26 protein-coding genes are annotated in these 25,923 nt (G+C 62.5%); 6 read left to right on the top strand and 20 right to left on the bottom strand.

The genetic code is table 11. The features are described 5' to 3' along the window. Nucleotides 1-43: 43 nt before the first annotated feature. Nucleotides 44-1,807 carry a hypothetical protein gene (locus tag ACX3P1_RS04945; RefSeq protein WP_459078438.1) on the bottom strand — a complete coding sequence of 588 codons (1,764 nt, stop codon included), beginning with the start codon at nucleotides 1,805-1,807 and terminating at the stop codon, nucleotides 44-46. 212 nt (nucleotides 1,808-2,019) lie between these two features. Here ACX3P1_RS04945 and ACX3P1_RS04940 point away from each other — a divergent pair, with 212 nt between their 5' ends. Beyond that, a complete protein-coding gene (locus ACX3P1_RS04940) occupies nucleotides 2,020-4,581 on the top strand; it encodes a GcvT family protein (RefSeq protein WP_459078437.1) in 2,562 nt (853 codons plus the stop codon). An 84-nt stretch (nucleotides 4,582-4,665) separates the two neighbouring features. Here ACX3P1_RS04940 and ACX3P1_RS04935 read toward each other — a convergent pair whose 3' ends face one another. From ACX3P1_RS04935 to ACX3P1_RS04925, 3 genes are all read right to left on the bottom strand, one after another. Next, nucleotides 4,666-5,604 carry a GlxA family transcriptional regulator gene (locus ACX3P1_RS04935; protein WP_459078562.1) on the bottom strand — a complete coding sequence of 313 codons (939 nt, stop codon included), beginning with the start codon at nucleotides 5,602-5,604 and terminating at the stop codon, nucleotides 4,666-4,668. Between the two features lie 321 nt (nucleotides 5,605-5,925). After that, nucleotides 5,926-6,060, bottom strand: coding sequence for a hypothetical protein (locus ACX3P1_RS04930; protein WP_459078436.1), 135 nt, complete (start codon nucleotides 6,058-6,060; stop codon nucleotides 5,926-5,928). A 264-nt stretch (nucleotides 6,061-6,324) separates the two neighbouring features. Next, nucleotides 6,325-6,510, bottom strand: coding sequence for a hypothetical protein (locus ACX3P1_RS04925; RefSeq protein WP_459078435.1), 186 nt, complete (start codon nucleotides 6,508-6,510; stop codon nucleotides 6,325-6,327). 150 nt (nucleotides 6,511-6,660) lie between these two features. Here ACX3P1_RS04925 and ACX3P1_RS04920 point away from each other — a divergent pair, with 150 nt between their 5' ends. Beyond that, nucleotides 6,661-7,560, top strand: a complete 900-nt coding sequence (locus ACX3P1_RS04920) for a LysR substrate-binding domain-containing protein (protein ID WP_459078434.1) — start codon at nucleotides 6,661-6,663, stop codon at nucleotides 7,558-7,560. Between the two features lie 44 nt (nucleotides 7,561-7,604). On the opposite strand, the gene ACX3P1_RS04915 is transcribed toward ACX3P1_RS04920, so the two are convergent. The 8 genes from ACX3P1_RS04915 to ACX3P1_RS04880 all read right to left on the bottom strand — a co-directional run bounded on the left by ACX3P1_RS04915 (nucleotide 7,605) and on the right by ACX3P1_RS04880 (nucleotide 15,197). Then, nucleotides 7,605-9,686: an ASKHA domain-containing protein gene (locus ACX3P1_RS04915; protein WP_459078433.1), complete on the bottom strand. Its 2,082-nt coding sequence runs from the start codon at nucleotides 9,684-9,686 to the stop codon at nucleotides 7,605-7,607. A 91-nt stretch (nucleotides 9,687-9,777) separates the two neighbouring features. Further along, nucleotides 9,778-10,746 carry a methyltetrahydrofolate cobalamin methyltransferase gene (locus ACX3P1_RS04910; protein WP_459078432.1) on the bottom strand — a complete coding sequence of 323 codons (969 nt, stop codon included), beginning with the start codon at nucleotides 10,744-10,746 and terminating at the stop codon, nucleotides 9,778-9,780. A gap of 78 nt (nucleotides 10,747-10,824) precedes the next feature. Beyond that, the gene (locus ACX3P1_RS04905; protein WP_459078431.1) at nucleotides 10,825-11,916 is read right to left on the bottom strand and encodes a methylenetetrahydrofolate reductase; all 1,092 of its coding nucleotides are present in this window, start codon (nucleotides 11,914-11,916) and stop codon (nucleotides 10,825-10,827) included. Beyond that, nucleotides 11,913-12,518 (bottom strand): methylenetetrahydrofolate reductase C-terminal domain-containing protein, encoded by a 606-nt coding sequence (locus ACX3P1_RS04900; protein ID WP_459078561.1) that lies wholly within the window; start codon nucleotides 12,516-12,518, stop codon nucleotides 11,913-11,915. Before ACX3P1_RS04900 ends, ACX3P1_RS04905 begins: the two co-directional genes overlap by 4 nt. 52 nt (nucleotides 12,519-12,570) lie before the next feature. Then, nucleotides 12,571-12,873: a virulence factor gene (locus tag ACX3P1_RS04895; protein WP_459078430.1), complete on the bottom strand. Its 303-nt coding sequence runs from the start codon at nucleotides 12,871-12,873 to the stop codon at nucleotides 12,571-12,573. Between the two features lie 131 nt (nucleotides 12,874-13,004). Next, the gene (locus ACX3P1_RS04890) at nucleotides 13,005-13,787 is read right to left on the bottom strand and encodes a formyl transferase (protein ID WP_459078429.1); all 783 of its coding nucleotides are present in this window, start codon (nucleotides 13,785-13,787) and stop codon (nucleotides 13,005-13,007) included. A gap of 80 nt (nucleotides 13,788-13,867) precedes the next feature. Continuing rightward, the gene (locus tag ACX3P1_RS04885) at nucleotides 13,868-14,464 is read right to left on the bottom strand and encodes a DUF4893 domain-containing protein (protein WP_459078428.1); all 597 of its coding nucleotides are present in this window, start codon (nucleotides 14,462-14,464) and stop codon (nucleotides 13,868-13,870) included. Nucleotides 14,465-14,543: 79 nt separating this feature from the next. Next, nucleotides 14,544-15,197, bottom strand: a complete 654-nt coding sequence (locus tag ACX3P1_RS04880; RefSeq protein ID WP_459078427.1) for a DUF1638 domain-containing protein — start codon at nucleotides 15,195-15,197, stop codon at nucleotides 14,544-14,546. Between the two features lie 63 nt (nucleotides 15,198-15,260). Here ACX3P1_RS04880 and ACX3P1_RS04875 point away from each other — a divergent pair, with 63 nt between their 5' ends. Beyond that, nucleotides 15,261-15,416 (top strand): entericidin domain-containing protein, encoded by a 156-nt coding sequence (locus tag ACX3P1_RS04875; RefSeq protein WP_459078426.1) that lies wholly within the window; start codon nucleotides 15,261-15,263, stop codon nucleotides 15,414-15,416. Between the two features lie 74 nt (nucleotides 15,417-15,490). Here ACX3P1_RS04875 and ACX3P1_RS04870 read toward each other — a convergent pair whose 3' ends face one another. Next, nucleotides 15,491-16,189 carry a corrinoid protein gene (locus tag ACX3P1_RS04870; RefSeq protein ID WP_459078425.1) on the bottom strand — a complete coding sequence of 233 codons (699 nt, stop codon included), beginning with the start codon at nucleotides 16,187-16,189 and terminating at the stop codon, nucleotides 15,491-15,493. Nucleotides 16,190-16,445: 256 nt separating this feature from the next. Between ACX3P1_RS04870 and ACX3P1_RS04865 the strand changes: the two genes are divergently transcribed. From ACX3P1_RS04865 to ACX3P1_RS04855, 3 genes are all read left to right on the top strand, one after another. Beyond that, entirely contained in the window at nucleotides 16,446-18,020 is a 1,575-nt protein-coding gene (locus ACX3P1_RS04865; RefSeq protein ID WP_459078424.1) for a trimethylamine methyltransferase family protein, read from the top strand. 106 nt (nucleotides 18,021-18,126) lie between these two features. Then, nucleotides 18,127-18,810: a hypothetical protein gene (locus ACX3P1_RS04860; protein ID WP_459078423.1), complete on the top strand. Its 684-nt coding sequence runs from the start codon at nucleotides 18,127-18,129 to the stop codon at nucleotides 18,808-18,810. Between the two features lie 93 nt (nucleotides 18,811-18,903). Next, entirely contained in the window at nucleotides 18,904-19,641 is a 738-nt protein-coding gene (locus ACX3P1_RS04855; protein ID WP_459078422.1) for a dienelactone hydrolase family protein, read from the top strand. Here the strand turns inward: ACX3P1_RS04855 and cobT are convergent, their stop codons facing one another. The 7 genes from cobT to cbiE are packed head-to-tail and all read right to left on the bottom strand — an operon-like array spanning nucleotide 19,642 to nucleotide 25,922. Further along, a complete protein-coding gene (cobT, locus tag ACX3P1_RS04850) occupies nucleotides 19,642-20,652 on the bottom strand; it encodes a nicotinate-nucleotide--dimethylbenzimidazole phosphoribosyltransferase (protein WP_459078421.1) in 1,011 nt (336 codons plus the stop codon). 24 nt (nucleotides 20,653-20,676) lie between these two features. Next, on the bottom strand, nucleotides 20,677-21,441 hold the full coding sequence (locus ACX3P1_RS04845) for an adenosylcobinamide-GDP ribazoletransferase (protein ID WP_459078420.1): 765 nt from the start codon (nucleotides 21,439-21,441) through the stop codon (nucleotides 20,677-20,679). 3 nt (nucleotides 21,442-21,444) lie between these two features. Beyond that, a complete protein-coding gene (locus ACX3P1_RS04840; RefSeq protein ID WP_459078419.1) occupies nucleotides 21,445-22,758 on the bottom strand; it encodes a cobyrinate a,c-diamide synthase in 1,314 nt (437 codons plus the stop codon). Continuing rightward, nucleotides 22,755-23,552 carry a uroporphyrinogen-III C-methyltransferase gene (gene cobA / locus ACX3P1_RS04835; RefSeq protein WP_459078418.1) on the bottom strand — a complete coding sequence of 266 codons (798 nt, stop codon included), beginning with the start codon at nucleotides 23,550-23,552 and terminating at the stop codon, nucleotides 22,755-22,757. The genes ACX3P1_RS04840 and cobA overlap by 4 nt, the downstream gene beginning before the upstream one ends. Beyond that, the gene (gene cobM / locus ACX3P1_RS04830) at nucleotides 23,549-24,313 is read right to left on the bottom strand and encodes a precorrin-4 C(11)-methyltransferase (protein WP_459078417.1); all 765 of its coding nucleotides are present in this window, start codon (nucleotides 24,311-24,313) and stop codon (nucleotides 23,549-23,551) included. The genes cobA and cobM overlap by 4 nt, the downstream gene beginning before the upstream one ends. Next, on the bottom strand, nucleotides 24,310-24,696 hold the full coding sequence (locus ACX3P1_RS04825) for a cobalamin biosynthesis protein (RefSeq protein ID WP_459078416.1): 387 nt from the start codon (nucleotides 24,694-24,696) through the stop codon (nucleotides 24,310-24,312). Before ACX3P1_RS04825 ends, cobM begins: the two co-directional genes overlap by 4 nt. Further along, nucleotides 24,693-25,922, bottom strand: a complete 1,230-nt coding sequence (cbiE, locus tag ACX3P1_RS04820; RefSeq protein ID WP_459078415.1) for a precorrin-6y C5,15-methyltransferase (decarboxylating) subunit CbiE — start codon at nucleotides 25,920-25,922, stop codon at nucleotides 24,693-24,695. Before cbiE ends, ACX3P1_RS04825 begins: the two co-directional genes overlap by 4 nt. Between the last annotated feature and the right edge of the window lies 1 nt (nucleotide 25,923).

The following is a 25,923-nucleotide window of genomic DNA, read 5'->3' as shown; positions in this document are numbered from 1 at the left end:
TCTCGCCACGGCAGGCAGGAAAAGCCGGGTTCGCCCGGCTTTTTTATTGGCTGGCCGAGACTGGGCCGAGTGCCGCCTCGAATTTCGGATTGATGAAGGCGTCGTAGCACGCATCCAGCTTGATGCGGCGATGCTTGGCCAGGCCTTGCTGGTACATCTCGTAGAGCATCGCATTGGCCGTGGTTGGCGGGCAGGTTGGATACAGCACTAGATCCGTATTTGCGACGGCGTTTTCTTCCAGCGAGCCGGGCGTCGGCACTGCGCGCATCGGGTCAGCGCCGATCGCGACATAGAGCGGTGCCGACCGATCCATCAGCCACGGAAACGGGTTGACGAAATTCAGCGACATGATGGTTTCGAAGTGGATGCCGGCTTTGGCCTCCAGCGCCCGGATCGAATCGATGGCGGTGTCGACGGTGCTCAAATAAGTGATCTGGAAGTCGAAATCGGAATAGAGCACCGGAGTGGGCAATTCCTGCGCCGCGACCAGACTTTCATAGGCGCCGCGAAGTTTCGGGTACAGACGCAGCATGTCTTCGGTTCGCCGCGCGACTTCGGGGCGCATGTCGACGGCGCCCAGCGTCTTCAGGTTGCGCTGTTCCAGCGGTTCATTCTTGATCGCGCCGATATAGGTGCGTGCCGCGCGCTCGACGACGCGCTCGGCCGGCGGCAGCGCAGTTGCGGCGACGAGCCCCATGATCGAGAGCACCAATACCGGGCGGCCGGCCAATTCTCCCGTCTTGAGAAAGACCGACAAAAGCACCGGCCACAGGAAGATGAACGCCTGACTGCCGGTGTTTTGAGATTCGAATAAAATGCCCGCGAAGATAACCACGAGCAGCTTGAAACCATCATGCGAGAGGAGGGTGATCAACGCATCGAAGCGCGATACCGGGCTGCCAGCGGCAAAACCGGCTGCCCAATTTTGCCGGTCCGACCAGAGAAGCAGGAGGGCCAGGCTGCCCGCCGCCGCCACCGTGCCGAAGTTCAGGGACGTGGCTTGCAGAAAACGCGGCAGCAACGTTCCGCTGTTCATGGCGACAAGGCTCAAAATGTCGAAAATATACTGGCTGACCATTCCGTCTTTAAGTTCGATGGCTGCAAGGACGACGATGAAGGCCAGCGCGCACAGGATGGCGTGTTTCAACGTCACCCTTCCCGAAACCAGCGCATAGGCGGCAATGATGCCGCCGGCGACGAAGCCAGTGATCTTCAGGAAGAATAGGACGGTCATGGTGGTGACGACAAGGGCCGTCAGCAGGCGGCGGTCGCGTACGAAAAACAATGCGGCAACCAGGATGTAGAGTACCTGACAGGCCTGACGGTTATAGATGCCAAACGCGTCGGAACCCGGAAAGGGGTAGAATTCCCGCGTATTGAAGGGCAGCAGCGCAAAAATCAGGAATGGCACCAGAAGCGCAAAGGCCGTTCCACGCGAGCGCTGGTCCACGTGCCAGACGACGAGCCCCATCAGCGGTGCCGTCACGGCCAGCAGCGACCAGTGCGCAAGCAGCACCGGTTGCCCGTTCGGGAAAATCGCGAGCCAGCCCGCGAAGAGATAATAGCCGAGCGGACCGACAGGTGTGAAAAAGTCGATGATCGGGACCTGGCCGTCGAAGATCCGGTTGGCGGCGTCGTAGTAAATGAAGACGTCCCAATACATCGGCCCGATCGGCAGGACGAGCTGCAGCGCTAGCAGGATGCAGACGAAGGAAAATGCGGCCAGAAGCAGCGCCAGCGGCGATTTGGACAGGCTGGACAAGCGAGAGGGGCCGGCTGCTTCAGGCTTTTCGAATGTCGAACTCATAGCGGTTTCGCGGATCGCATCGGAAGTGGAATGCAGAACATCCCTCCGATTATCAGCAAAAGCCGATGATTTCGTTAAGTCGGTGCGGGGGGAAGGTTAAGCGGCCTTACAGGGTCCAAGTCGCGCCGCATATCCAGCGTGTCGCAAACAAGCTTTAATCGCGTCGCGGCGCTCTGTAGTGTGCGCGAAATCCCACCTCGGAGTAGCAGAAAATGGCAGAGTTTCCGGCAAAGGCGAAGGTCGTCATTATCGGTCTGGGCGGTATCGTGGGGGCATCGATCGCCCATCACCTGATCGAACGCGGATGGGACGATATCGTCGGCATCGACAAGTCCGGAATCCCGACCGATATCGGCTCGACGGCGCATGCTTCCGATTTCTGCTATGCCACCAGCCATGACTTCCTGTCCTGCTGGACGACGCATTACTCCATCGAATTTTTCGACAAGATGGGCCATTACGCGCGTGTCGGCGGCCTTGAGGTCGCGCGCGTCGGCGACGATGCGCGTATGGACGAGATCAAGCGCAAGGTGGCGTCGGGCAAGGCGTTCGGGACGCGCGCACGGCTGATCGAGCCGGCCGAGATCAAGGAGAAGTTTCCGCTGATCGAAGAGGATATGGTGCAGGGCGGGCTATGGGACCCGGACGCCGGCCTCGTCATTCCACGTTCGCAGACGGTTGCCGGCAAGCTGGTCGACCTGGGGGAGGCGTCGGGCAAGCTTACGGCCTTCGCCAATACGTCAGCCAAGTCACTGATCATCGAAAACGGCCGCATCAAGGGTGTGGTGACGACGCGCGGCACCATCATGGCCGACCATGTGGTGGTTTGTGCCGGCATCTGGGGCCGGCTGATCGCCGAAATGGCCGGCGAGGATCTGCCTGTCATGCCGATCGACCATCCGCTGACCTTCTTCGGGCCGTACAATGAATTTGCCGGCACCGGCAAGGAGATCGGCTGGCCGCTGCTGCGCGATCAGGGCAACTCGGCCTATATGCGCGACACCGGCGACCCCAAGACCGCCGAGGGCGGGCAGATCGAGTGGGGCTATTACGAGGAAACCAACCCGCGCCTTTGCCACCCGCGCGACATTCTGGAGAAGGATCAGGCGCGCCTGTCGCCGTCGCAGCGCGACCTCGACATGGAACAGATCATGACGCCGCTGGAGCGCGCCATGGAACTGACGCCGATCCTGGGCGAGCTGGGCTATAATGAGAGCCATTCCTTCAACGGCCTGTTGCAGGTGACAAGCGATGGCGGCCCATCCATGGGCGAGAGCCAGAAGGTCCGGGGGCTTTGGTATGCCGTCGGCATCTGGGTCAAGGACGGTCCCGGCATGGGCAAGCTCATCGCCGACTGGATGACGGACGGCCGCACGCCCATCGACCATCACGCCATCGATTTTGCGCGCTTCAACCCGCACCAGATGACCGAGCAGCACATCTGGGACCGCTGCACGGAAACCGCCATGAAGGTTTACAACCCGGCGGTGCATCCGCGCGAACCCTTTTCCAAGGGCCGCGACATCCGCCGCTCGCCCTTCTACGAGCGCGAGAAGGAACTCGGCGGCTATTTCATGGAACTGGGCGGCTGGGAGCGCGCCCACGGCTATGCCGCCAACGAGCATCTGCTTGAAAAATACGGCAACCGCGTGCCGGTGCGCGAAAACGAATGGGACAACCGACATTTTTGGCGCGTCTCCAACGCCGAGCATCTCGCCCTGAGCGAGGATTGCGGCATCATCAACCTGTCGCATTTCGCGATCGTCGACGTCGAAGGGCCGGACCATGTGGCGCTGATGGAATGGCTGTGCGCGGCCAAGATCGGCGGCGACAACATGATCGGCAAGGGCATCTACACCCACTTCCTCGACGAGGAAGGCATGGTGCGCGCCGATTTGACCGTGATCCGCATGGCGGATCGTTGCCGGGTCATCGACGGCGCGGACGCGGGCCCGCGCGATTTCCACTACATCCGCCGGGCGGCGGCCGACAGGGGCTTCGACGTTACGGTTACTGACGTGACTGAAAAATACATCACCATCGGCATATGGGGGCCGAACGCCCGCCAGACATTGCAGAAGGTCGTAGAAAATCCCGAAGGCCTGTCGCTGGAGAATTTCCCGTTTGCCGCGATCAAGCCGGTCCGTATAGGCGGCAAGGACGTCACCGCTTTCCGCCTCTCTTATGTCGGCGAGCAGGGCTGGGAACTGCACATGCGCTACGAGGACGGTTTGGCCGTCTGGGACGCGTTGCGCTCGACCGGCGTCATGGCCGTCGGCGTCGAGACCTACGCCAACAGCCGCCGCATGGAGAAAAGCCTGCGCCTCCAGAACGCCGATTTGTTGACCGAATACAATCTCTACGAGGCCGATCTTGCCCGACCGAAGGTCAAGGAAGCCGATTTTTGCGGCAAGGCGAAGCATCTGGAATATCGAGCCCGCGAGCACCAGCCTACCATGCTCTGCACCCTGGTCATGACCGACAATGTCGATGCCAAGGGTGTCGCGCGCTACCCGGTCGGCATCATGCCGGTCATGGACCCGGCAACGGGCGAGACATTGGTGGATGAACTCGGCCGCCCGTCGTACACGAGTTCTGTCGCCTACGGCCCGACCGTCGGCAAGAACATAGCGCTGGCTTACCTACCCTGGGCTTACTGCCAGGAAGGCAAGAAGCTGACGGTCGAATATTTTGGCGAGACCTATCCGGTCGAGGTTGCCGGCGTCGGCTACAAGCCGCTTTACGACCCGGAGAACCTCAAGCCGCGAAGCTGATATCGGCAGCGGTACGGCCCGGCCATCTGACAAAGTCGGCTGGCCGGCCGCAACTGCGGCCACTTCCGTAGCCGTCCACGCAGCTTAGGCTACCAGCAACTGCTTCCTGTCGACGCGCTCCTGCTGGGGGGAACGCGCATAGAGTTCGCGGTAGCATTTGGAAAAATGCGACGCCGAAACGAAGCCGCAGGCTACCGCCACTTCGACGACAGGCATGGACGACTGGATCAGCAGGTGGCGGGCGCGGTCGAGCCTAATTTCCAGATAGTAGCGGGCGGGCGACCTGCCCATTTCCGTGCGGAACAGCCGCTCGATCTGGCGCCGCGACAAATCCACATGATCGGCGATCTCGATCAGGGATAAAGGTTCGGACAAATTCGCTTCCATCAGTTCGATGATGGTCAGCACCTTGGAATTCTGGACGCCCAGGCGCGCGCGTAATGGCAGGCGCTGGCGGTCGGTGGGGCTGCGCACGCGGTCGGTCAGCACCTGCTCGCAGACCCGATTGACGAGGCTCTCGTCGAAATCGTCGCCGATCAGCTTCAACATCATATCGAGCGCTGCGGTGCCGCCGGCGCAGGTATAGATGTTCTGGTCGACCTCAAACAGATCGGCGAACACGTTTGCCTTGGGAAAGGCCTCCGAGAACCCCGGCAGGTTTTCCCAGTGGATGGCGCAGCGCTTGTTGGACAACAGGCCGGCCGCCGCCAGGATGTGCGCGCCGGTGCAGAGGCCGCCGATGGCGACGCCGCGATTGTATTCCTCGCGCAGCCACGCGAAAGCGGACTTGTTATGGTATCTTTCAACATCGATGCCGCTGCAGACAATGGCCATCGAGGGCCTGTCGATGCCGGACATCTTCCTGCGCTCGTCCTCAAGGGAGGTATCCACGGCGCATTCCACACCGTTGGATGCACGAACCGGCAATCCGTCGATGCTTGTGAGGCGCCAGCGATACGCCTCGTAGCCGAGCATCCGGTTTGCCGAGCGCAGGGGGTCGAGCGCCGTCGCAAAAGCGATCATGGTGAAGTCGGGTACGAGAAAGAAAACGAGCGATCTTTTGACTGATTGCTTTGCGACGTTCACGGAAATCTCCCACCGCGACGATGGCGCGAACAGAACGTCGCGATCAGTATAGCGTCATCAGGAAAAACGTTTCCTGTCAATATGCTACGCTGGCCCCGGAAGATTAAATTGCGACATGGGTCGCAGATGGGCAATCGCAGATCAAAGTATAGTTGCGCTGCTCGTGATCCGGTTGAGGCGAGCGAAAGCGCCGCTTTGGCAAAACCGAAGCGGCGCTCAAGTCAGATGTGTAGAACGTTGCCTGGAGGACAGGCTGGATCAGGCCACGAAGCCAAGGCGGGCAGCCGCGACCGCACCGGTCTGGCCGGGCATGGTGTTGGCAAGGCGCTGGCGCTCGAGCGCCGTCGTCAGGTTCATTTCGCGGCGGGTAAACAGGCGGCTAAAGAACTTCATCTCAATCTCCATTCGGTTTGCTTAGACGGGTCGCCTTCGCTTAATGGAGTGGGGCAGCTCGTTTGCTGGATGCGCATATAGGCGTGTGTGGACGAAAAGTAGATCGCAAAAACGAAGCGCTAGATATGAAAAGCGACAGAAGACCGGGACTTGGTCACTGTTGCGCTACGCTTCCCAGGATCGTCCACCCGGCAAAGGCATTTTACGTCTTTGCCAGGTGGCCTGCCGCGCTATGTCGGCAGGCCAATCGATCAGTTCTCAGCGTTAGCGCGCTCCCGCGCAGGGGTCGAGGGTGAGGCTGTTGCGGGTGAGGCAATCGGCGACTTCGGGCCAGCCAATGTCTTTTTGCAGTTCCGGCGGCAGCGAACGGATGCTGCGTTCGGTGAGGTAGCGGGCGCGGGCAGCGCTATAACGGGTAGCGATCTGGCCGATGGATGACAAGATAGACATAGCCTTCTCCTTCCATGGTTGCCGGGCATTTCCGGCGTCGACCTACGGGACGATCCCGTACTCTTGGAATTGACTATCAGCCCGAAATGCTGTTCAATCAAACGAAATGGAATGATCTTTTGAATCAGAAAAATTGAAAGCGACTTCCCGATGAACGCCCCACTCAATCACCCTTTGCCACTGCTTGACCTCGACGTTTTGCGCACCTTTGTGGCCATCGCCGAAACCGGCAGTTTCACCACCGCCGCCAATGCGGTGTTTCGCACTCCGTCAGCCGTTTCGATGCAGATCAAGAAGCTGGAGGATATCCTTGGCCGCTCCGTATTTTCCCGCGATGCCCGGTCGGTGGCGCTGACGACGGACGGTGAAATGCTGCTCGGTTATGCACGCAGGCTTTTGGCGATCAACCGGGAGGCCGTGGCCAAATTCATCGTTCCCGACATGATCGGCGTCGTGCGGTTGGGCTCGCCGGACGATTACGGCGAACGCGTGTTGCCGCATGTGCTCAAGCGGTTCGCCCAGTCCCACCCGTCTATCGCGGTGGACGTCACCATCGACCAGAGCGTCAATCTTCGGCGGCGCATGGACGACAGGGCGCTGGACATCACGCTGCTGACCAATTCCTACAAGACCAGCGCGATTGGCGCGGAAGTGCTGCTCACCGAGCCGATCGTGTGGGCCGGCGCAAAGGGTGGCTGCGCCTATATGCGCGAGCCCTTGCCGGTGTCGATGTGGGAAGAGGGCTGCGTCTGGCGGGCAGGGGCGCTGGATGCGCTTGGCCGTGAAGGCCGCAATTACCGGGTGGCCTATATGAGTTCGCACACGGCGGGCCAGCGCGCCGCCATCATGGCCGACCTTGCGGTCGCGCCGCTGCCGAAATCCTTCCTTGGCAACGATATGGTCGAACTCGGCTCAAAAGACGGCTTGCCTTCCATCGGCAACTACAATCTGGCCATGGTAGTATCGCCCGACGCCAGCGCACCCGTGAATGCCGTCGCTGATCACATTCGAACGACGTTCGATGTGTTCAGGGAAACGGGAAAGTTCTGACCGTGGACTATGCATCGCCTCGGTAGCAAGGCGATGCGTATGGTCTAATCGCGGCTGCGTCGCGCCGCGCGTTCTTCCCGAGAGCGGCGGCGCGGCGCGGCGTCACCGGCGGCGGCAGCCGCGATGCTCTCGGCCGAATCCATCTGCCGGGGCGGCAGCTTGACCGCTTTCGACAGGTGGGGGAACGCATCGACCTTGTTGGGAAGCGCCATGGCGTCGATGAAGATCTGCTGGAAATGCGGCTCAAGTGCCGTCTCGATCTTCTCGATGCGATGAACCTCGTCCTCGATCTCGCGGCGATGTTCGCGGTTGAGCAGGGCCATGAGCGCACCGGTGCCGGAAGCGTTGCCGACGGCCTTGACCTCGGCCAGGTCGCAATCGGGGATCAGGCCCAGCACCATGGCGTATTTTGGATCGATGAACGAGCCGAATGCGCCGGCGAAGCGGATCATGTCGACGTGGTCGACGCCCTGTTTTTCCATCAATAGCTTGACGCCGGCATAGAGTGCCGCCTTGGCGAGCTGGATCGCGCGCACGTCGCGCTGGGTGATGACCAGGCGCGGTTCGCCGTCGCGCAGCAGGTAGGAGAAGGTGCGGCCGTCCTGGAATACGCGCGGCGAGCGCGCACCAAGGTCGCCATTGATGACGCCGTCTTCGGAGATGATGCCCGACAGGTACATTTCGGCCACCACTTCAATGATGGCGGAGCCGCAGATGCCGGTGACGCCGACCGCTTTTGCAGCCTCATCGAAGCCTGCTTCGTCGGACCATAGTTCGACGCCGATGACCCGGAATTTCGGCTCCAGCGTTTCCGGGTCGATGCGCACGCGCTCGATGGCGCCCGGTGCGGCGCGCTGGCCGCCGGAAATCTCGGCCCCCTCGAACGCTGGGCCGGTCGGCGAGGAAGCCGCAACCACCCGCGCGCGGTTGCCGAGGATGATTTCGGCATTGGTGCCGACATCGACCAGCAGCATCATCTTGTCCTGACGGTAGGGGCCTTCGGCAAGCGTGGCGCCTGCGGCATCCGCGCCGACATGGCCGGCAATGCAAGGCAGCGTGTAGAGCCGCGCGCCGCGGTTGATGTCGATGTCGATGTCGTGCGCCCAGTATTGCAACGCGCCCGATACAGCGAGCGCGAAGGGCGCCTGGCCGAGCTCGGTCGGATCGATGCCGAGGAACAGATGGTGCATGATCGGGTTGGCGACGAATACGGCGTCCAGAATGTCGTGGCGGTCGACGCCACCTTCCTCGCAGACCTTGCCGATCAATTCATTGACCGCCTGGCGCACGGCAATCGTCATGGCTTCGCGGCCGTCCGGGTTCATCATCACGTAGGACACGCGGCTCATCAGATCTTCGCCGAAGCGGATCTGCGGATTGGACGTGCCCGAAGACCCGACGATGCGGCCTGACAACAGCGACACCAGATGCATGGCGATGGTGGTCGAGCCGATGTCGCAGGCGATGCCATAGGCCTCGTTCTTCAGGCCCGGCCACATGGAAATGATGAACGGGCGCGAAACGTCCATGTCGCGATGGATGGCGACGGTGACGCCCCAATTTCCTTTGCGAAGGATGCCCTGCACCTGCGGGATCAGATGGGGGGCAATCAGCGGGTCCTTCCAACCCCAGTCCTTTTCCAAAACCAGCTTCAGGCGGTCGAGGTCACCCAGCGGCTTGTGCATGTCGGGCTCTTCCAGTTCGACATAGCAAAGCTGGATGGCGGGGTTGCGCTCGATATGGCGGTCGCTAGCGGCCTTGCGCACCACCTGCGCGTTGATGACGGTGTCTTGCGGCACGTCGATGACAAGATCGCCCTGAACCGTTGCCGAGCAGGACAGACGGCGGCCGTCGGGCAGGCCGCGAATGTGTTCGTAGCGCTCCTCCTTCGGGCCTTTTGGCGAAATGTGGTCGAGCGAGGAGACGATCTGGTGCTTGGCGAAATTGCCTTCCTGCACTTCGATCTGGCAGCGCCCACAGGTGGCGCGACCGCCGCAGACGCTTTCGACATAGACGCCGAGCTGGCGGGCCGCATCCAGCAGCGGCGTGCCGATGGGGAAGCGGCCCCGCTTGCCGGAAGGCATGAACAGCACCAACGGGTCGGTCAATTTTGGCTGCGTGTTCATTATACTTCACTTTCCGGCCAGTGCAGGTTGGCCGCTCTCGATTCTACCCTTCTCCGGTCTTTTGAAGGGAGAAGGCGATACTTCGTGCTACCTAACCTCGGCCCATCCGGGCTTCGCGTCCGCCGCGGCGGCGTCCACCGCCGGCGGCACCGTCGCCCGGCGCATTGACGGCGACCTGCGGCGGGGCGGCGTGTTCGCCGGGCTTGTAATCCTTGTAGATCTTGATCCAGTTCGTGCAGTCCTTGTCGGTGCCGGCGAGCACATTGGCGGCGCGCACGGCTTCCATTTCCTGCGGACGGACCGGGTTCATGATCGCGCTGGTCATGCCGGCGCCGATGACCATCGGGATGAAGCCGGCATTGATGCCGTGGCGATGCGGCAGGCCGAACGAAATGTTGGACAGGCCGCACGTGGTGTTGACCTTGAGTTCTTCGCGAAGCCGGCGCAGCAGCGCAAAAACCTGCCGGCCCGCGTCGCCCAGCGCGCCGATCGGCATGACCAGCGGGTCGACGACCACGTCGTGCGCGGGGATGCCGAAATCGGCGCAACGCTCGACGATCTTCTTGGCGACGGCGAAACGTACGTCGGGGTCCATGGAAATGCCGGTCTCGTCGTTGGAGATGGCGACGACCGGCACATTGTACTTCTTGATAAGCGGCAGGATGGCCTCGAGTTTTTCTTCCTCGCCGGTGACGGAATTGACCAGCGGGCGGCCCTTGGCGACCTTCAGCGCCGCCTCGATGGCCGCCGACACCGAACTGTCGATGGACAGCGGCAGGTCGACCAGGTTCTGGACGATTTCCAGCGTCTGAACCAGCAGGCCAGGCTCCGTTTCATTCGGATTGACGGAGGTGACGCCCGCATTGATGTCGAGCATGGTCGCGCCGCACGCGGCCTGCTGCAGTGCGTCCCGGATGACTGTCTCGAAATTGCCAGCCTGCATCTCGGCCGCAAGCTTCTTGCGACCCGTCGGATTGATGCGCTCACCGATCACGCAAAAGGGCTGATCGAAGCCGATGACGATCTCACGGGTCGCCGAGGCGACGATGGTGCGGGTCATGAATTTCTCCATTAAGATATAAAGGGTTCTTTATATCGTTATCTGTTTTCTATCAAGCGTTTGGTTGCCGTCATCCGGTCAATGCGCGGTCTTCACCATATCCACCTGCGTTTCGGTAATGTCTTCGTTCAATATCTGGTCGAGCCGGTCCGAAACCATCTGGTCGTCGCTTCGCGCCTCGCGCTTCCAGGGCCGACGACCCTTCAGCACGCCCGATTCGTCGACGATCTCGGCCACATACTCCTCTTGGCGATAGGCCATCACATGGATACCCGAGACACCGGGGATTTCCTTCACCTCGTCGATGATGTCGATGCAGAGCTGCTTGCCTTCCTTCTTCTGGTCCTGCGCGCCTTCCAGCCGCTTGATGACAGCGTCGGGAATATGGATGCCCGGCACGTTGCCCCGGATCCACTTCGCCGTCTTGGCCGAAGCCAGCGGACCGACGCCGCACAGGATGAAGACCTTATCCGTGTAGCCGAGGTCGCGTACATTTTGCATATAGGTGCGAAACATCGGTACGTCGAAACAGTATTGGCTTTGCACGAATTGCGCGCCGGCGGCGATCTTCTTGCCGAGCCGGTGCGGGCGGAAATCGTAGGGCGGTGCGAAGGGATTGATGGCTGCACCCAAAAACAACTGCGGCGGCGTCGTCAGCTTGCGACCCGACAGGAATTTGCCGTTGTCGCGCATGATGCGGACGGTTTCGAGCAGGGACATGCAGTCGAGGTCGAACACCGGCTTGGCGCCGGGCTGGTCGCCCGCCTGCACGCCGTCACCGGTCAGGCAAAGCATGTTGGCGACGCCCATGGCGGCCCCACCCAACACGTCGCCCTGGATGGCGATGCGGTTCTTGTCGCGGCAGGCGATCTGCATGATCGGCGCATAGCCCATGCGGGTCAAAAGGGCGCAGATGCCCACGGACGACATATGGCAATTCGCACCCGAAGCATCGACCGCGTTGATGGCGTCGACCCAGCCTTCGAATATCTTGGCGCGGTTATAAACGTCTTCGGGATCGGCGCTGTCGGGCGGATTGAGTTCGGTCGTCACCGCGAATTCGCCGCGCCGCAATATGCGTTCCAGCCGCCCGCGCGACGTGTGGCCGGGCAGGGGCTCCAGCGGCAGGTCGATGCCGGCCGGGTTTTCGTCGCGCTGGCGCCCGATCATGCCGATGCCCCGTTGTTGATTGATGCGGCCTTGGCGGTTTCACGGGCGGCAGCGGCCTGAGCGGTCACCCGAAGCCAGGCCGATGTTTCACGCAACGACTGGTCGACCGGTTTCTGGACGTCGAGAATCTTGTCGCCATGCACCATCTGCCGGGAACCTTCCCATGCCTTGACCCAGACGCAGGGCATGCCCGGTTCCACTTCGCAATGACCGTTGGCGCGGACACCACCGCAGGGGCCGTTGCGTAACTGCTTGGGGCAGTTCATCGGGCATGACATGCCGGTCGAGGACAGGACGCACTGGCCGCACATGCGGCAGTCGAACATGAAGCCTTTCACGCGCTTCTCGATGAATTTGATCGGTGCTTCGACGCGGCCATAGCCGATGCCCTTCCACAGGGGATGCAGCATCAGGAAGGCGTCGGCGAACTTGGCATAAAACCATTCGAGCAGCCGCGAATGCCGCACCGACCAGAGCCGCACCGCAAACGAACGCTGCACGCGCCGCTGCGGCGAAACGTCGGCCGGCTTATAGGCGCTTTTCGGCGCCGTCTTCTTGACCATGGTTGCCTGCGTCACCCCTGCCGGGGCCGGGGGCACCATGGTGTTTGAAGCTGTTGCCGGTCCGGCGGCCGTGGTCGATGCCGGCTGGTTTTCAGACATTTTCCTTGCCGCCTGCCTTGGCGAGAGCGATCAGTCGCTCCCGGTCGAATTTTTCTTCGAGGTGCGCCGCCGCCTTGTCCGCCTCGGCCTCTAGCTCATCGCTGACAGGCACCGGATCGGCCTTGCGCCACTCGGACAAATAGTCGCCGGACTCGGCCGAGCCACTGCGCATAGCGGCCATGTCGATGGCTTCGGTGAAGCGCAGCGACAGTTCGCGCTTGGCGGTCTGCCGGCCTCTTTTCACAATGACTTGGGCAGGAATATCGCGCCAGTAAACGACGATCAGATCGGCCATGAATTGTACTCCTCGTAGTTTCGAGCATTGCTGCATGCGTTGTCGGACTGCTTGTTATGGGACGACGCGCGCGCCTTCAAAAGCGACAGATGCGGATGTCGCAAAAAGAAAGATCGCGAGTAAGGGGTTTTCTACCAGACGCCACGCCGGAATCCGGCCCAGAGATAGAACCAGACGGTCGGGTGAAACCATTGTTTCGAAGGTAATTTGGGGTCGAATGGCGAGAGCTTTCCGGCCAGCGCATCCGCAACCGCCTCGACACAAATTGCGCGCGAAAAGGCTGCCTGCCGCAGCGCGTAGCTTGAAATCGTATCGCCCGGTTGCGGCGTTCCCCGCGCCTGGCGCAACACAGCACCCGTATCGACGCCGGAATCGACGAGATGGACCGTCGTGCCGAAATTTTCCGCGTCATTGGAGGCCAATGCCCAATAGCCGCCGTTCATGCCGCGATATTTTGGCGTGATCCCGGCGTGGTAATTGAGCACAGGGCAGAGAATTTCGGAGAGGATGTCCTTGGACATCAGGCGGCACCCGGCCAGCAACACGACGTCCGGCCGGATTTTCGCAATCGCCTCTAGGCAGGCGCGCGAATTGGCTGACGGGACGTGGATGACCGACTGATCGGCCGAGGGTTCGATGCGCAGATTTTCCTCGCGGATCATTTTTTGCATATGGCCGGTGAAGAATCGCTTGCCCAATCGCGTCAGCAGCATGGTTCCAAGCTGCCCGGCAGCCGAAACCCAGCCCTGCCGGCGGGCGCGCCGCATCAGCAGGTGCTTTTTCGATTCAGGCTGTTCGAGGATCACGTCGATCGGACCGAAACGGTCCGCAAGCGCGTTGACGATGGCCCAGATATGCAAGCCGCCTTCGGTGACGACCACGATCGGGGCGTGCGATTCAATCGTTGAAGCCATGGCTCGACCTTGTTGTCGGCGCAGGGTCTGCCGCGCGCACTCGCCAATATCCTGTGCTTGACCCGGTTAAGCCTTGGTGTTCAGCGCTTGAACTCAAGAATGTCGAGGTTGGATTCATAGTATGGCGCGGGGAATTCGATGCGCCACGCATCCGGGCCGTTGCGGAAAGCGTAGCCGACCTGATCGGTCTTGGGGCCGCTGCCATAGGGTTCCACAGGATCGCCCGCGACGTAGAAGGAGCCGAGATAGATCGAACGTTTTTCGCCATCGTCGTAGAAGAGCCCGGTGGTGCGCTGCGAGCCGCTGGTCTTTTTCAGGAACCAGCCGGAGCCGTCGTCCGTAACCTTGCATTTGAACCAGCCATAGATGACCAGAGCACCGAAATCGCCACCGACCTTGATGGTGCGGCAGCGCCAGTTGCCGGTTAGGTCCCAGTTGCCGGTTAGATTAGTGTCCGAAAACGCCACCAGCGGCCTGGCGAGCAGATCGTCCAGTTGCTTCACCTCAGCCGGATCGCCAGCCCTGGCTTCCTTGAGCGCTGCCTTGCGCGTCTCGCCATACTGATCGAGCCGGGTTTTATCAGCCGGCGTGATGAGCTTTTGCACCACCCCATCCGCCAGGGCGGCCGATGCGCCAATCGCCAAAACGGCCGCGAGGCCTATCGTGCGAAAATTCATCCAGTCCCCCGTTTTTGGCCTGCAACGGGAAGCATACGGGGTTTGGGCGTCATAGCCAACGGCCGGGCAGGATACAGGTCTATTTGGCCCGAGCAGCAATTCGTGCGGCATGCGCGAGTCCGGCCGGCAGGTCGCCATAACCGGTGGGGCGGCGCTCATAGACAAGGCCGAGCATTTTTGCGGCGCTTTCAGCTACCTTGTCGAGTTCCGGATCGTCGGTCTGGGCAAGGTAGATCAGCTTTTCATAATTGCCGAAATAGTCCTGGATAAGCTCCGGATGCTTGTCCAGCCCGAGCGGCTTCATGAAGAAGGCATCGAACTGGCGGCACAGGAAGTCGGTCATGTAGAACGACATCATGTCGTCGTCGGCCAGTTTCCGGTAGGCTTCCATGCCTTGGTAGAAGGCAAAGCAGTGCGGGCCGGGCATGCGCTCGACATCGTGTTTCTCGCAGACCCGGTCGAGATAGCCGCCCGTGCCGCAATCGGCATAGCCGACGAAGATATGCTCGTAGCCTTCAGCCTTGGCGTCGGTGATGGCCTTGTCCATGGCCGGCGCGATCCGGTCGGGATAAAAGTGGAACTCGGCGGGCAGGCAGGTGAGTTCGAGGTGATCGAGCTTGAGTTCCTGCTTCACCGCCAGGATTTCGCGCGCCAGCATGCCGCAGGCGATGACCAGAAGCCGCTCGGGCTTTCCGGCCTTGTCGGCGTCGGTGATTTTAAGCGCGTGTTCCATGGAACAAGTTCAACGTTCTGCCGTTTGTGGAAGCGCATTCATTCATGAGAGGGAAGGCCAGTCATGACACTATCCAGATATGCATCCATCGTCGCCATTGCCAGCCTGTTGGTCGTGACCGGCTGCGCCAACACCATCCGCGGTGTCGGCAAGGACGCGGCAAATACGGTCAACGCCACGCAGAACGCCGGCAACAACGTCGCCAACGCTACGGAGTAATTACTTGCAGGCTTCCCACTTAACCGTGGCGTGGTCAGCCGAAGGGCCGCTCGAAAGGGCGGCCCTCTCGTTGTTCAGGCGTTGGCGAGAAGGTTGTGCTTGCGCTTCATGAAGTCCTTGGCCGTCTCGACCGCCACGGCCGCATCGCGGCAATAGGCATCGGCGCCGACAGCCTTGCCGAACTCTTCGTTGAGCGGCGCGCCGCCGACCATGACGACGTAATCGTCGCGGATGCCCTTTTCCTTCATCGTGTCGATCACGACCTTCATGTAAGGCATGGTAGTGGTCAAAAGCGCCGACATGCCCAGGATGTCGGGCTGGTGCTCTTCGATGGCGGCGAGATATTTCTCGACCGAGTTGTTGATGCCGAGATCGATGATGTCGAAGCCCGCACCTTCCATCATCATGCCGACAAGGTTCTTGCCGATGTCGTGGATATCGCCCTTGACGGTGCCGATGACCATCTTGCCCTGCTTCGGTGCGCCGGTGGCTGCAAGCAGCGGGCGCAGGATGAACATGCCGGCCTTCATGGCGTTGGCGGACAGCAGCACTTCCGGCACGAACAGGATACCGTCGCGGAAATCCTCGCCGACGATGCGCATGCCCTCGACCAGGGCCTCGGTCAGGACCTTGTAGGGTATCCAGCCGCGCTCCAGCAGGATGTTGGTGCCTTCCTCGATTTCCTCCTTCAACCCGTCATAAAGGTCGTCGTGCATCTGCTGCACGAGTTCGTCGTCGGAAAGCTCGGACAGAATGATCTCGTCGTCGGCCATGTTTATCCAGCTCCAAATGCCAAGCGATCAGCCGCAGGGCTAATACGTTGGACAATACCTATCCCGTGGGGGGTGTCTATCCATAGCTGATTTGCGACTTCCGGCAAAAAGAAAGCGACTGGAAATCAATCGGATTCCTTGTCGATTTTGCGACAGGCGTTGGCGCTGGCTGGCCGTTTCGATTAGGGTGCATGACTACGATCCGGCGGGAAGCCGCAATATGAGCGGCCGGAAACGTTTTCAAGGAAGAACGATCATGAGCGAACACGCGGCAGTTGACCAGGAAGCGTCGAATACGCGACGCGGGCGTGCAGCCAGCGGCGGCGCGGCGGCGCGGCGCGCGGCGCGTTCCGGCGGCGGCCCCGGCACCCAGCTCACCTATATCAAGCGCAACATCAAGGTTTACGATGTGCTGGACGAGGAAGGTCTGGCGCTGATCGAGAAGAATACGGACATTGTTCTCGAAGAGACCGGCATCATCTTCCGCGACGACGAAGAAGCGCTGAAGCTCTGGAAAGAAGCCGGCGCCGACGTAAAGGGCGAGCGCGTGCACTTTCCGAAAGGCTTGTGCCGGTCGCTCCTGAAGACCGCGCCCTCCGTTTACACGCAGCATGCGCGAAACAGCGAGCGCTCCGTGCAGATCGGCGGCAACGCCACCGTATTCGCGCCGGTCTATGGTCCGCCCTTCGTGCGCGATCTCGACGGCAACCGCCGTTATGCGACGATCGAGGATTTCCGCAATTTCGTGAAGCTTGCCTATATGGCGCCGTCGATCCACCATTCGGGCGGAACGGTGTGCGAGCCTGTCGACGTGCCGGTCAACAAGCGCCATCTCGACATGATCTATTCGCACATCAAGTATTCCGACAAGCCGTTCATGGGCTCGGTCACAGCGCCGGAGCGCGCGGAAGATACGATCGCGATGGCCAAGATCCTGTTCGGCGACGATTTCGTCGAGAACAACACGGTGCTGACCTCGCTCATCAACGCCAACTCGCCGATGGTATTCGACGAAACCATGCTGGGCGCGCTGAAAGTCTATGCGCGCCACAACCAGGCCTGCATCGTAACCCCGTTCATCCTGGCCGGCGCGATGAGCCCGGTGACGGTGGCCGGCACGCTGACGCAGGTCCTGGCCGAAGTGTTGGCCGGCGCTTCCTTCACCCAGTTGATCAAGCCGGGCGCGCCGGTGCTGTTCGGCACTTTCGCATCGTCCATTTCGATGCAGTCGGGTGCGCCGACCTTCGGTACGCCGGAGCCGTCGCTGGTGTCTTACGGCGCAGCGCAGCTTGCGCGCCGTGTCGGCCTGCCGTTCCGCACCGGCGGTTCGCTGTGCGCCTCCAAGGTCGAGGATGCGCAGGCCGCTTATGAGAGCGCCAACACGCTGAATTCGACCATTCTGGCCGGCACCAACTTCGTGCTGCATGCGGCAGGTTGGCTCGAAGGCGGCCTCGCCTCCAGCTACGACAAGTTCATGATGGACATCGACCAACTCGGCATGACGCAGAAATTCGCCGAGGGCGTGGATCTTTCCGAAAACGGCCAGGCGATGGACGCTATCCGCCAGGTCGGGCCGGGCAGCCATTATCTCGGCTGCGACCACACGCAGGCGAACTTCCAGACAGCCTTCTACCGCTCGTCCATTGCCGACAACAATTCGTTCGAGCAATGGCTGGCCGAGGGCGAAAAGACCGCGCCGCAGCGCGCCAACATCCTGGCTCGCCATTGGCTGGAGACATACGAAGCGCCGTTCCTCGATCCGGGCATCGACGACGGCTTGAAGGACTTCATCGCAAGGAAGAAGGAGTCCATGCCCGACGCCTTCACTTGAAAGGAGCCCGATACAGGCCGGGCTAAAGTGGCCAACATCATTCACAAGGAAGTCTGGCGGAGCGCGTTCTCCGACCCCGACAAGAAGCAGCGTTGACCTTGACGCCATGAGCCCCGGCCGCGCTCTCCTTGCCGAAATTGCGGCCGGCCTTGCTGAAAATGGGCTGATCGCTCGCGGCGGCTTTGTTTTTGACGCCAACGACGAGCCGCCGCCCGGTCCTTCCGGCTCGCCGGCAAAGTCCGTCCTGCTGGTTGGGCAGGCGGGCGGCTCGTCCTGGCCTCATTTTTCGCGCTGGCGCGAGGGACAGTCTCCCGACCTGAAAAATCCTCTCGATAGGTGGTCGCGCGAGGTGATCGGGGCCGTCGCGACGGAGACGGGCGCGCGGGCGGTCGGCCCCAATGACCAGCCCTATCTCCCGTTCCAGCAATGGGCGATGCGGGCCGAGGGCCTGAAACCCTCGCCACTTGGTATCCTCATGCACCCCGAATACGGGCTGTGGCATGCCTATCGCGGCGCGTTGCTGTTCGATATCGCGTTCGATTTTCCTGTTAAGAGCGCGAATCATCTTTGCGACGCATGTGTCGGAAAACCTTGCCTGAAAGCCTGTCCTGTCGATGCATATTCGGTGGGCGGCTTCGCCTATGAACGATGCCTGTCGCTTGTACGTGGCGCAAACGGTCACGCCTGCCGCACGGGCGGATGCCTCGACCGCAATGCCTGCCCCTATGGCACCGCGTATCGCTATCCGGCGGACATGCAGGCATTTCACATGGCGGCTTTCTCACGGTAACATCCCGCACGAAATGTTGAAGCGCAGCCTCCCGGACTGGCTTGCACCGGGCCAATACACGGGTATCTATCGCCTGAAACAGCGGAGGGCGGCATGCCGAAGAAAGAAATCGAGATCAAGACGGACGACGGCATGGCCAAGGCCGGCCTCTTTCGGCCTGCCAACGATGTTTCCGCCGGCGCGGGTGTTATTTTCTACATGGATGCCTTCGGCCCGCGCCCGGCGCTCGACGGGATGGCGGAGCGGCTGGCCGGAGAAGGCTATGTCGTGCTGGTGCCGGATCTCTTCTATCGCAATGCGCCCTATGGCCCCTTCGACGCCAGGACTGCATTTGCCGTAGATCCGACCGCTACACAGCTTCGCGGCATGCTGGCCGGCACAACGCAGGCGATGACACAGGCCGACACCGGGGCGTTTCTAGACGCACTGGATCGGGAAGGCGCGACCGGCCCCATCGGCGCGGTCGGCTACTGCATGGGCGGGGCGCGTGCGCTGAACGCCGCCGCCGCCTTTCCGGATCGTATCGGGGCCGCCGCCAGTTTTCATGGCGGCAATCTCGCCAGCGACCCGGGTGACAGCCCCTATCACAATGCCGCACGGATCAAGGCGCGGGTCTATGTCGGCAGCGCTGGCATCGACAAGAGCTTCCCGCCCGAGCAATCCGCACGTCTGGCCGAAGCATTTCGAACGGCGGAAGTCGACCACATCATCGAGAACTATGTCGGCATGGCGCATGGCTGGTGCGTGCCGGACCACAGCGTCTATGACGAGGCCGGCGCGGAGCGCCATTGGAAGCGGCTCACCGGCTTTTTCGCCGAAGCGCTGGCGTAACTACTTCTCCGACACACCAGCCTCGGCGAAACTCGCCATGCGCGCATGGCATTCCAGCGCCGAGCGCACGATGTTGACGGCCAGGCAGGCTCCCGAGCCTTCACCAAGCCGCATGCCGAGATCGAGCAGCGGCGGCAGGTTGAGCACTTCAAGCAGGCGGCGGTGGCCGGCTTCCGCCGATACATGCGCGGCCAGCGTATGGGCAAGGCCGGAAGGATGCAACTTGGCCAGCGGTGCGACGGCTGCCGAACAGACGAAGCCGTCGAGCAATACCGGGATGCCGTGATGGCGCGCGGCAAGCGTCGCGCCCAAAATGGCGGCAAGTTCGCGCCCACCCAGTGCCGCGGCAACCGCCAGTGGATCGGAAAGCGCTCCGGCATGGCGCTTCAGCCCGGTCTCAATGGCCGAAACCTTCCGGTTGAGGCCTGCGTCGTCGACGCCGGTGCCGCGCCCGGTCCATTGCTGCGCGCCGCCGCCGAACAGGGCGGCTGAAATCGCGGCGGCGGGCGTCGTGTTGCCGATGCCCATCTCGCCGAAACAGACCAGATCGAGATCCGCGTTCACCGCGTCATAGCCGACCGATACGGCAGCAAGGAATGCATCGGTTTCCATTGCCGGGGTTTGCGTGAAATCGCCGGTCGGGTGGTCAAGATCGAGCGGGATGACGGCAAGTTCCGCGCCGGCGATCCGGGCCAACTGGTTGATGGCGGCCCCGCCGCCTGCAAAATTCGCGACCATCTGCACCGTCACTTCCGACGGAAAGGCCGAAACACCTTGCGCGGTGACGCCATGGTTGCCGGCGAACACGAATACCTTGACGCGGTCCAGTTTCGGTATGGCCCGGCCCTGCCAGCGCGCCAGCCATGAAGCGATCTCTTCCAGTCTGCCAAGGCTGCCTTGCGGCTTGGTCAATGTGTCCTGGCGGCTTCTGGCGGAAGCCGCCATTTTCTCGTCGCCAGCCGGGAGGTCGAGGCAGGCCGTGCGCAATTCTTCGAGCGATTTGAAGGGCATGGGACAAAAATCTCCAACAATGAGTCAGGAAAGAAAAATGGAAGCGACAAGCAGGATGACGATCTCGCTCAGTTGCTGAAGTGCGCCGACCGTATCGCCGGTGTGGCCGCCGACCTGTTTCAGGCAGATCAGGCGAAAGCCGAAGGAGAGCGCGATTAACAGGACAAGGGCGGTGATCGCGCCGCTTATGCCCAGAAAGAAAAGCGCTGCCGCACCGAGAACTGCGCCAACGCCGGCGACCTTGAGCGAGACCGTTCCCGCACCGGCCGACAAGCCATCGGCGCGGGCAGGCGGCAGCAGGTGCATGAACGCGCCGGCCAACCCGCGCGAGGCCATATGCGCGGCTATGAGGGAGCAAACAACAGCCGTGACACTGCCGAATTCCGAGAGCGCGCTCCAGCGGATCAGCAGCGAGAGGCCGAGCGCCACCGCGCCATACGCGCCGATGCGGCTGTCGCGCATGATCTCCAGCTTTTGTTCCCGCGACTTCCCGCCGCCGAACCCGTCGGCAACATCCGACAGGCCGTCTTCATGCAGGCAGCCGGTGGCGAGCGCCATCGAGGCCAGCGTCAGAGCGGCGGACGGCGCGGCAGCGAGGCCGCAATAAGTCGCAACAGTGTAGATCGCGCCACCGATGAGCGCGACCGCCAAACCGGCAATGGGGGCCGCCCAGATCGCCTGCGCCAGCGTGCGGCCGCGAAAATTGATGATGGGCAAGGGCAGGCGCGTGAAGAAGACAAGGCTGAGCGCGATGTCGGCAAGTGCTTGGCGGGGGCTTGGCTGGTTCATCGTTCAGGCCTTCGCGATGGCGTGGAAGAATGCGCCGCTGACATGGCCGCGCCGGTAGCCGGAGGTGCCGAGCGGGTTGCCCTGTCCATCGGAAAGGTCGGCGAGCGGGTCGTCATTGCCGGGGGGAATCATGCGCGCATAGTGGAATTCATGGCCGCGCACCTGCGTGCCTCGAACGCCCAGCGGGCAGTCGGCGAGCAACCGAGCCTGCCGATAGCCGAGGTTCATCTTGCGCTTGGAGAAACTAGTGGAATGGCTGAGCAGGCCGAGCATCCGGTGGTTCTCGCCGGCCGCATCTTCCAGCGTCTCGCCCAGAACCATGAAGCCGCCGCACTCGCCATGGACGGGTTTTGCTTCAGCGAATTTTTGCATGCCGGCGCGGAAATTATGCGCGGCGGCCAGTTTTTCGGCATGAAGCTCGGGATAGCCGCCCGGTATCCAGCAGACGTCGCAATCCATGCGCGGCGCTTCATCGGCCAGCGGCGAGAACGGCACGACTTCGACACCGGCCGCGCGCCAATGCGCGGCGACATGCGGGTAGAGGAAAGTGAACGCGGCGTCCTGCGCCAATGCGATGCGCTGGCCGGGCGGCTGCAGGGCATCGTCAAAGCCGCCTTCGACAGGCGCGAGCGGAGCCGCCAGGCGCATCACCGCGTCGAGATCGATGGAAGCCTCGACCATATCCGCCATGCGGTCGATGAAGTTCACCAGGTCGGTATGCTCGCTGGCCTGAACGAGCCCGAGATGCCGTTCCGGCATGGAAAGCGTCGGGTCGCGCAGGATCGCGCCGACCACCGGCAGGCCAAGCGCCTCGACGGCGTCGGTGCAAAGCTTTTTGTGGCGTTCGCTGCCAAGTCGGTTGAGCACTACGCCCGCCATCCGCACGTCCGGATGGTAGGTCGCGAAGCCTTTTGCGACGGCGGCGACCGTCGTGGACTGGCCCGATACGTCCAGAACCAGCAGCACCGGGACGCCGTAAAGGGCAGCGAGATCGGCAGCCGCGCCGGTGCGGCCGGGCGTTGACGGGATGCCGTCGAACAGGCCCATGGCGCTTTCGAGCACGATGAATTCCGCATCGTCGGACGCCTGCGACGCAAGCCCGTTGAGCAGGCTCGGCGTCATCGCCCAACTGTCCAGATTGACACCGGGAAGGCCGGTCGCGGCAGCATGGAAGCCGGGGTCAATGTAGTCCGGGCCGGATTTCGCGCCGCGCACGCGGATGCCGCGCCGCGAAAGCGCGCGCAATATGCCGATGGTGACGCTGGTTTTTCCGGAGCCGGAGCGCGGCGCGCCGATGATGATCGCTTTTGCGGTCATGATTTTTGCGCCAGTTCGGCCCGCATCGCGACAATGCCGCCGACGACGATCAAGGCGGGGGAAACCACGTTTTCCCGCTCCGCCGCTTCCGCCAGCGTGCCTAGCGTGGCGACGATTGTGCGTTCGCCGGGCAGGGTGGCGTTTTCGATCAGGGCCGCCGGTGTGTCTGCCGCCAGCCCGCCGGCGCGCAGATCTGCGATTGTCGCTGCCATGTGGGTCAGGCCCATATAGATGATGAGCGGGTGGCCGGTGCCGGCAAGGGCTGCCCAATCGGGCCGGTCGTCGGACACGGCGGCGAAGCCGGTTGCCAGGATCACCGCGCCGTTGACGCCACGCATGGTGGCGGGAATGCCGGCGGATGTAAGCCCCCCGAAGGCGGACGTGATGCCGGGCAGCACGCGGTAGGGAATGTCGTTTTCAACCAGCGCCAGCGCCTCTTCGCCGCCGCGCCCGAAGACGTAAGGGTGCCCTCCCTTGAGGCGCACCACCTTGCGGCCTTCCTTCGCCAGCTTGACCAGCAGGGCGTTGATGTCGCGTTGCGGGATCGACAGCCGGCCGCCACGCTTGCCGACATGGAATTTCTCGGCCTGTTCAGCCACCGCGACGATTTCGGGCGACACCAGCGCGTCGTGCACCAGCGCATCGGTTTGCGCAAGCGCGCTCAGCACGTCTAGCGTCAAAAGGCTCGGGTCACCCGGACCGGCACCGGCCAGCCAGACATGGCCCGGCTCCAGTGTGCGAAGCGGAGCGTTGAGGCGGGCGAGAGCACCGGCAAGGGCTGTGGTTGCGCTCATAATCCGTCCCGTCCGCGAAAGCGGCGCTGGTAGAAAGCGTCGTAGAGTGAGCTTTCCGCAAATTCCTGCGCGGCCAGAGCGCGCCCGACGAAGATGACCGCGGTGCGCTCCATCGGGTCGGCCGCCAGTTGCGCTTCGATTGTCTCCAGCGTGCCGGTCAGCACGCGCTCGTCGGGCCAGGAGGCGCGAAACACGATGGCGACGGGGCAATCCGCACCGTAAAGCGGGCTGAGTTCGGCGACGACACGGTCGATGGCATGGATGGCCAGATGTATGGCCAGGGTAGCACCCGTGCGGCCGAACGCGGCCAGCGTCTCGCCCGGCGGCATTTTCGAGGCGCGGCCGGAAACACGGGTGAGCACCAGGCTCTGCGCCAGTTCGGGAATGGTCAGTTCGCGGCGAAGGGCGGCGGCAGCGGCGGCGAAAGCAGGGACGCCCGGCGTCAGCGTGTAGGCGATGCCGTGTTTTTCCAGCCGGCGGATTTGCTCGGCAACGGCGCTCCACACCGAAAGATCTCCGGAATGTAGCCGCGCGACATCGTGGCCTTGTTCATGTGCGGCCAGATAGGCTGCCTCGATCTCATCGAGGGATAGCGGTGCGGTGTCGATAAGTTTGGTGCCCGGCGAACAATGCTGGAGCAGTTCGGGCGATACGATCGAACCCGCATAGAGGCAGACCGGACAATCGGCGAGCAGCCTTGCCCCGCGCAGGGTTATGAGGTCGGGAGCGCCCGGGCCGGCACCGATGAAATGGACAGTCATGCGTGGGCTCCGTTCGTCGCTATGGCGCAGGTTACGCCGCCCACCGCCACGCGCGATCCGAGCAGTTCCGCGTGTTGCCCTGCGGCGGCAAGGGCTGCGGTTTCCGACACGGATGGCGAGCCTGTGGCTGCGAGAGAATGCTCCGAGCGGGTGAGCGCGCGCAGCGACACGGCCCGTAATGCGGCTCTGTCAACCAGAAGAACAGGCAAGCGAAGCGCTTGCCCAACCGCCGTGATGGCGACCTCGGCCTGCTTGAAATGGGCGGTGGCAAGTGCGGAAAGGTCTGCCGTCGATAGGCCGTGTTCCGCGAGGGCCGCGTCGATGGCGGCGCGCACGTCATTCGCGCCGACGCCCTTTTTGCAGCCGATGCCTGCAACGATCATGGCTTGACCCAACTCCATTGCGTGACGGGCATGGCGGGCCGCCAAGCCAGCATGCTGCCGACGGGCGACGCGCGCGAAATGGAAAGGCGCGTCAGCTCGCCGCCAAGGCTGGCACGGCGGGCCAGCAGTAGCGCTTCCATTTCCAGCGTTACTCCGTTGGCGACCAGACGCCCGCCGGTGGTTAGGGCGCGAATGGCCGTGTCCAGAACCTCGGTGTCGGTCCCGCCGCCGCCGATGAAAATCGTGTCGGGCTGTTCCAGGCCGGTAAGCGCTTGCGGGGCAGTGCCCTCGATAATCGCGAGGCCGGGAACGCCGCAGGCAGCGGCATTGCGGCGGATGCGGGCGGCGCGGTCGGTATCGGCCTCGATGGCGATGGCGCGCATCGACGGGTGCGCCAGCATCCATTCGATGGAGATCGAGCCGGAACCCGCGCCGATATCCCACAGCAATTCGCCGCGACGCGGTGCAAGGGCGGAAAGCGTGACGGTGCGGATTTCGCGCTTGGTGATCTGGCCGTCATGCTCGAACAGATGATCGGCCAGGCCGACTGTCAGCGGCAGGATTCTCGCGTCTAATTCTGATTCAAGTTCGAGTGCCAAGATATTGAGCGGATTGATATTTTCGATGGTTAAGGAATCGGCGCGCGCGGTGCTGATGCGCTCTTCCGGGCTTCCGAGTGCCTCAAGCACCGTCAGCTTCGAGGGGCCGAAACCTGTTTCGGTCAGAAGTTTCGCGATTGCCTTCGGCGCATCGGCATCGGAGGTCAGCGCGAGAATGCGGGTTTTAGCGTGAAGCAGTGGGCGGATCAGGTCGATCGGCTTGCCGTGCAGTGAAATGGTCTCGACGTCTTGTAGCGCCCAGCCAAGCCGTGCTGCGGCAAGCGAAAAGCTCGACGGTGCGGGAATGACATGCATTTCGCTGACCGGCACCTTGCGCGCCAGCGTGACGCCGACGCCATGCAGGAACGGATCGCCGGACGCCAGCACGCAGACCTTATTCCCGGCAAGCGCCAGCACATCGCGCATTTCCGCATCGAAAGGGGTCAGCCACGGGGTGAGCACTCCCTTGGCAAGGGAGTGGGTCAGTTCGAGGTGGCGCTTGCCGCCGAAGACGAATTCGGCTTCAGCGATCCGCCGCTTGGCCTCATCGCCCAGACCCGCTACACCGTCCTCGCCGATGCCGATGATGCTTAGCCAGGCGGCGCGTGATTGATGTTCAGCAGGCATG

The sequence above is a fragment of the Mesorhizobium sp. A623 genome (assembly GCF_054489405.1).
The sequence above is the reverse complement of the archived record's forward strand: the minus strand, read 5'-3'. Positions and strand labels throughout refer to the sequence as shown.

Bases quoted from the DNA above. Each gene is read 5' to 3' on its own strand.
- ACX3P1_RS04945 (WP_459078438.1), bottom strand. From the start codon at position 1,807: ATGAGTTCGACATTCGAAAAGCCTGAAGCAGCCGGCCCCTCTCGCTTG.
- ACX3P1_RS04940 (WP_459078437.1), top strand. From the start codon at position 2,020: ATGGCAGAGTTTCCGGCAAAGGCGAAGGTCGTCATTATCGGTCTGGGC.
- ACX3P1_RS04935 (WP_459078562.1), bottom strand. From the start codon at position 5,604: ATGATCGCTTTTGCGACGGCGCTCGACCCCCTGCGCTCGGCAAACCGG.
- ACX3P1_RS04930 (WP_459078436.1), bottom strand. From the start codon at position 6,060: ATGAAGTTCTTTAGCCGCCTGTTTACCCGCCGCGAAATGAACCTGACG.
- ACX3P1_RS04925 (WP_459078435.1), bottom strand. From the start codon at position 6,510: ATGTCTATCTTGTCATCCATCGGCCAGATCGCTACCCGTTATAGCGCT.
- ACX3P1_RS04920 (WP_459078434.1), top strand. From the start codon at position 6,661: ATGAACGCCCCACTCAATCACCCTTTGCCACTGCTTGACCTCGACGTT.
- ACX3P1_RS04915 (WP_459078433.1), bottom strand. From the start codon at position 9,686: ATGAACACGCAGCCAAAATTGACCGACCCGTTGGTGCTGTTCATGCCT.
- ACX3P1_RS04910 (WP_459078432.1), bottom strand. From the start codon at position 10,746: ATGACCCGCACCATCGTCGCCTCGGCGACCCGTGAGATCGTCATCGGC.
- ACX3P1_RS04905 (WP_459078431.1), bottom strand. From the start codon at position 11,916: ATGATCGGGCGCCAGCGCGACGAAAACCCGGCCGGCATCGACCTGCCG.
- ACX3P1_RS04900 (WP_459078561.1), bottom strand. From the start codon at position 12,518: ATGGTGCCCCCGGCCCCGGCAGGGGTGACGCAGGCAACCATGGTCAAG.
- ACX3P1_RS04895 (WP_459078430.1), bottom strand. From the start codon at position 12,873: ATGGCCGATCTGATCGTCGTTTACTGGCGCGATATTCCTGCCCAAGTC.
- ACX3P1_RS04890 (WP_459078429.1), bottom strand. From the start codon at position 13,787: ATGGCTTCAACGATTGAATCGCACGCCCCGATCGTGGTCGTCACCGAA.
- ACX3P1_RS04885 (WP_459078428.1), bottom strand. From the start codon at position 14,464: ATGAATTTTCGCACGATAGGCCTCGCGGCCGTTTTGGCGATTGGCGCA.
- ACX3P1_RS04880 (WP_459078427.1), bottom strand. From the start codon at position 15,197: ATGGAACACGCGCTTAAAATCACCGACGCCGACAAGGCCGGAAAGCCC.
- ACX3P1_RS04875 (WP_459078426.1), top strand. From the start codon at position 15,261: ATGACACTATCCAGATATGCATCCATCGTCGCCATTGCCAGCCTGTTG.
- ACX3P1_RS04870 (WP_459078425.1), bottom strand. From the start codon at position 16,189: ATGGCCGACGACGAGATCATTCTGTCCGAGCTTTCCGACGACGAACTC.
- ACX3P1_RS04865 (WP_459078424.1), top strand. From the start codon at position 16,446: ATGAGCGAACACGCGGCAGTTGACCAGGAAGCGTCGAATACGCGACGC.
- ACX3P1_RS04860 (WP_459078423.1), top strand. From the start codon at position 18,127: ATGAGCCCCGGCCGCGCTCTCCTTGCCGAAATTGCGGCCGGCCTTGCT.
- ACX3P1_RS04855 (WP_459078422.1), top strand. From the start codon at position 18,904: ATGCCGAAGAAAGAAATCGAGATCAAGACGGACGACGGCATGGCCAAG.
- cobT (WP_459078421.1), bottom strand. From the start codon at position 20,652: ATGCCCTTCAAATCGCTCGAAGAATTGCGCACGGCCTGCCTCGACCTC.
- ACX3P1_RS04845 (WP_459078420.1), bottom strand. From the start codon at position 21,441: ATGAACCAGCCAAGCCCCCGCCAAGCACTTGCCGACATCGCGCTCAGC.
- ACX3P1_RS04840 (WP_459078419.1), bottom strand. From the start codon at position 22,758: ATGACCGCAAAAGCGATCATCATCGGCGCGCCGCGCTCCGGCTCCGGA.
- cobA (WP_459078418.1), bottom strand. From the start codon at position 23,552: ATGAGCGCAACCACAGCCCTTGCCGGTGCTCTCGCCCGCCTCAACGCT.
- cobM (WP_459078417.1), bottom strand. From the start codon at position 24,313: ATGACTGTCCATTTCATCGGTGCCGGCCCGGGCGCTCCCGACCTCATA.
- ACX3P1_RS04825 (WP_459078416.1), bottom strand. From the start codon at position 24,696: ATGATCGTTGCAGGCATCGGCTGCAAAAAGGGCGTCGGCGCGAATGAC.
- cbiE (WP_459078415.1), bottom strand. From the start codon at position 25,922: ATGCCTGCTGAACATCAATCACGCGCCGCCTGGCTAAGCATCATCGGC.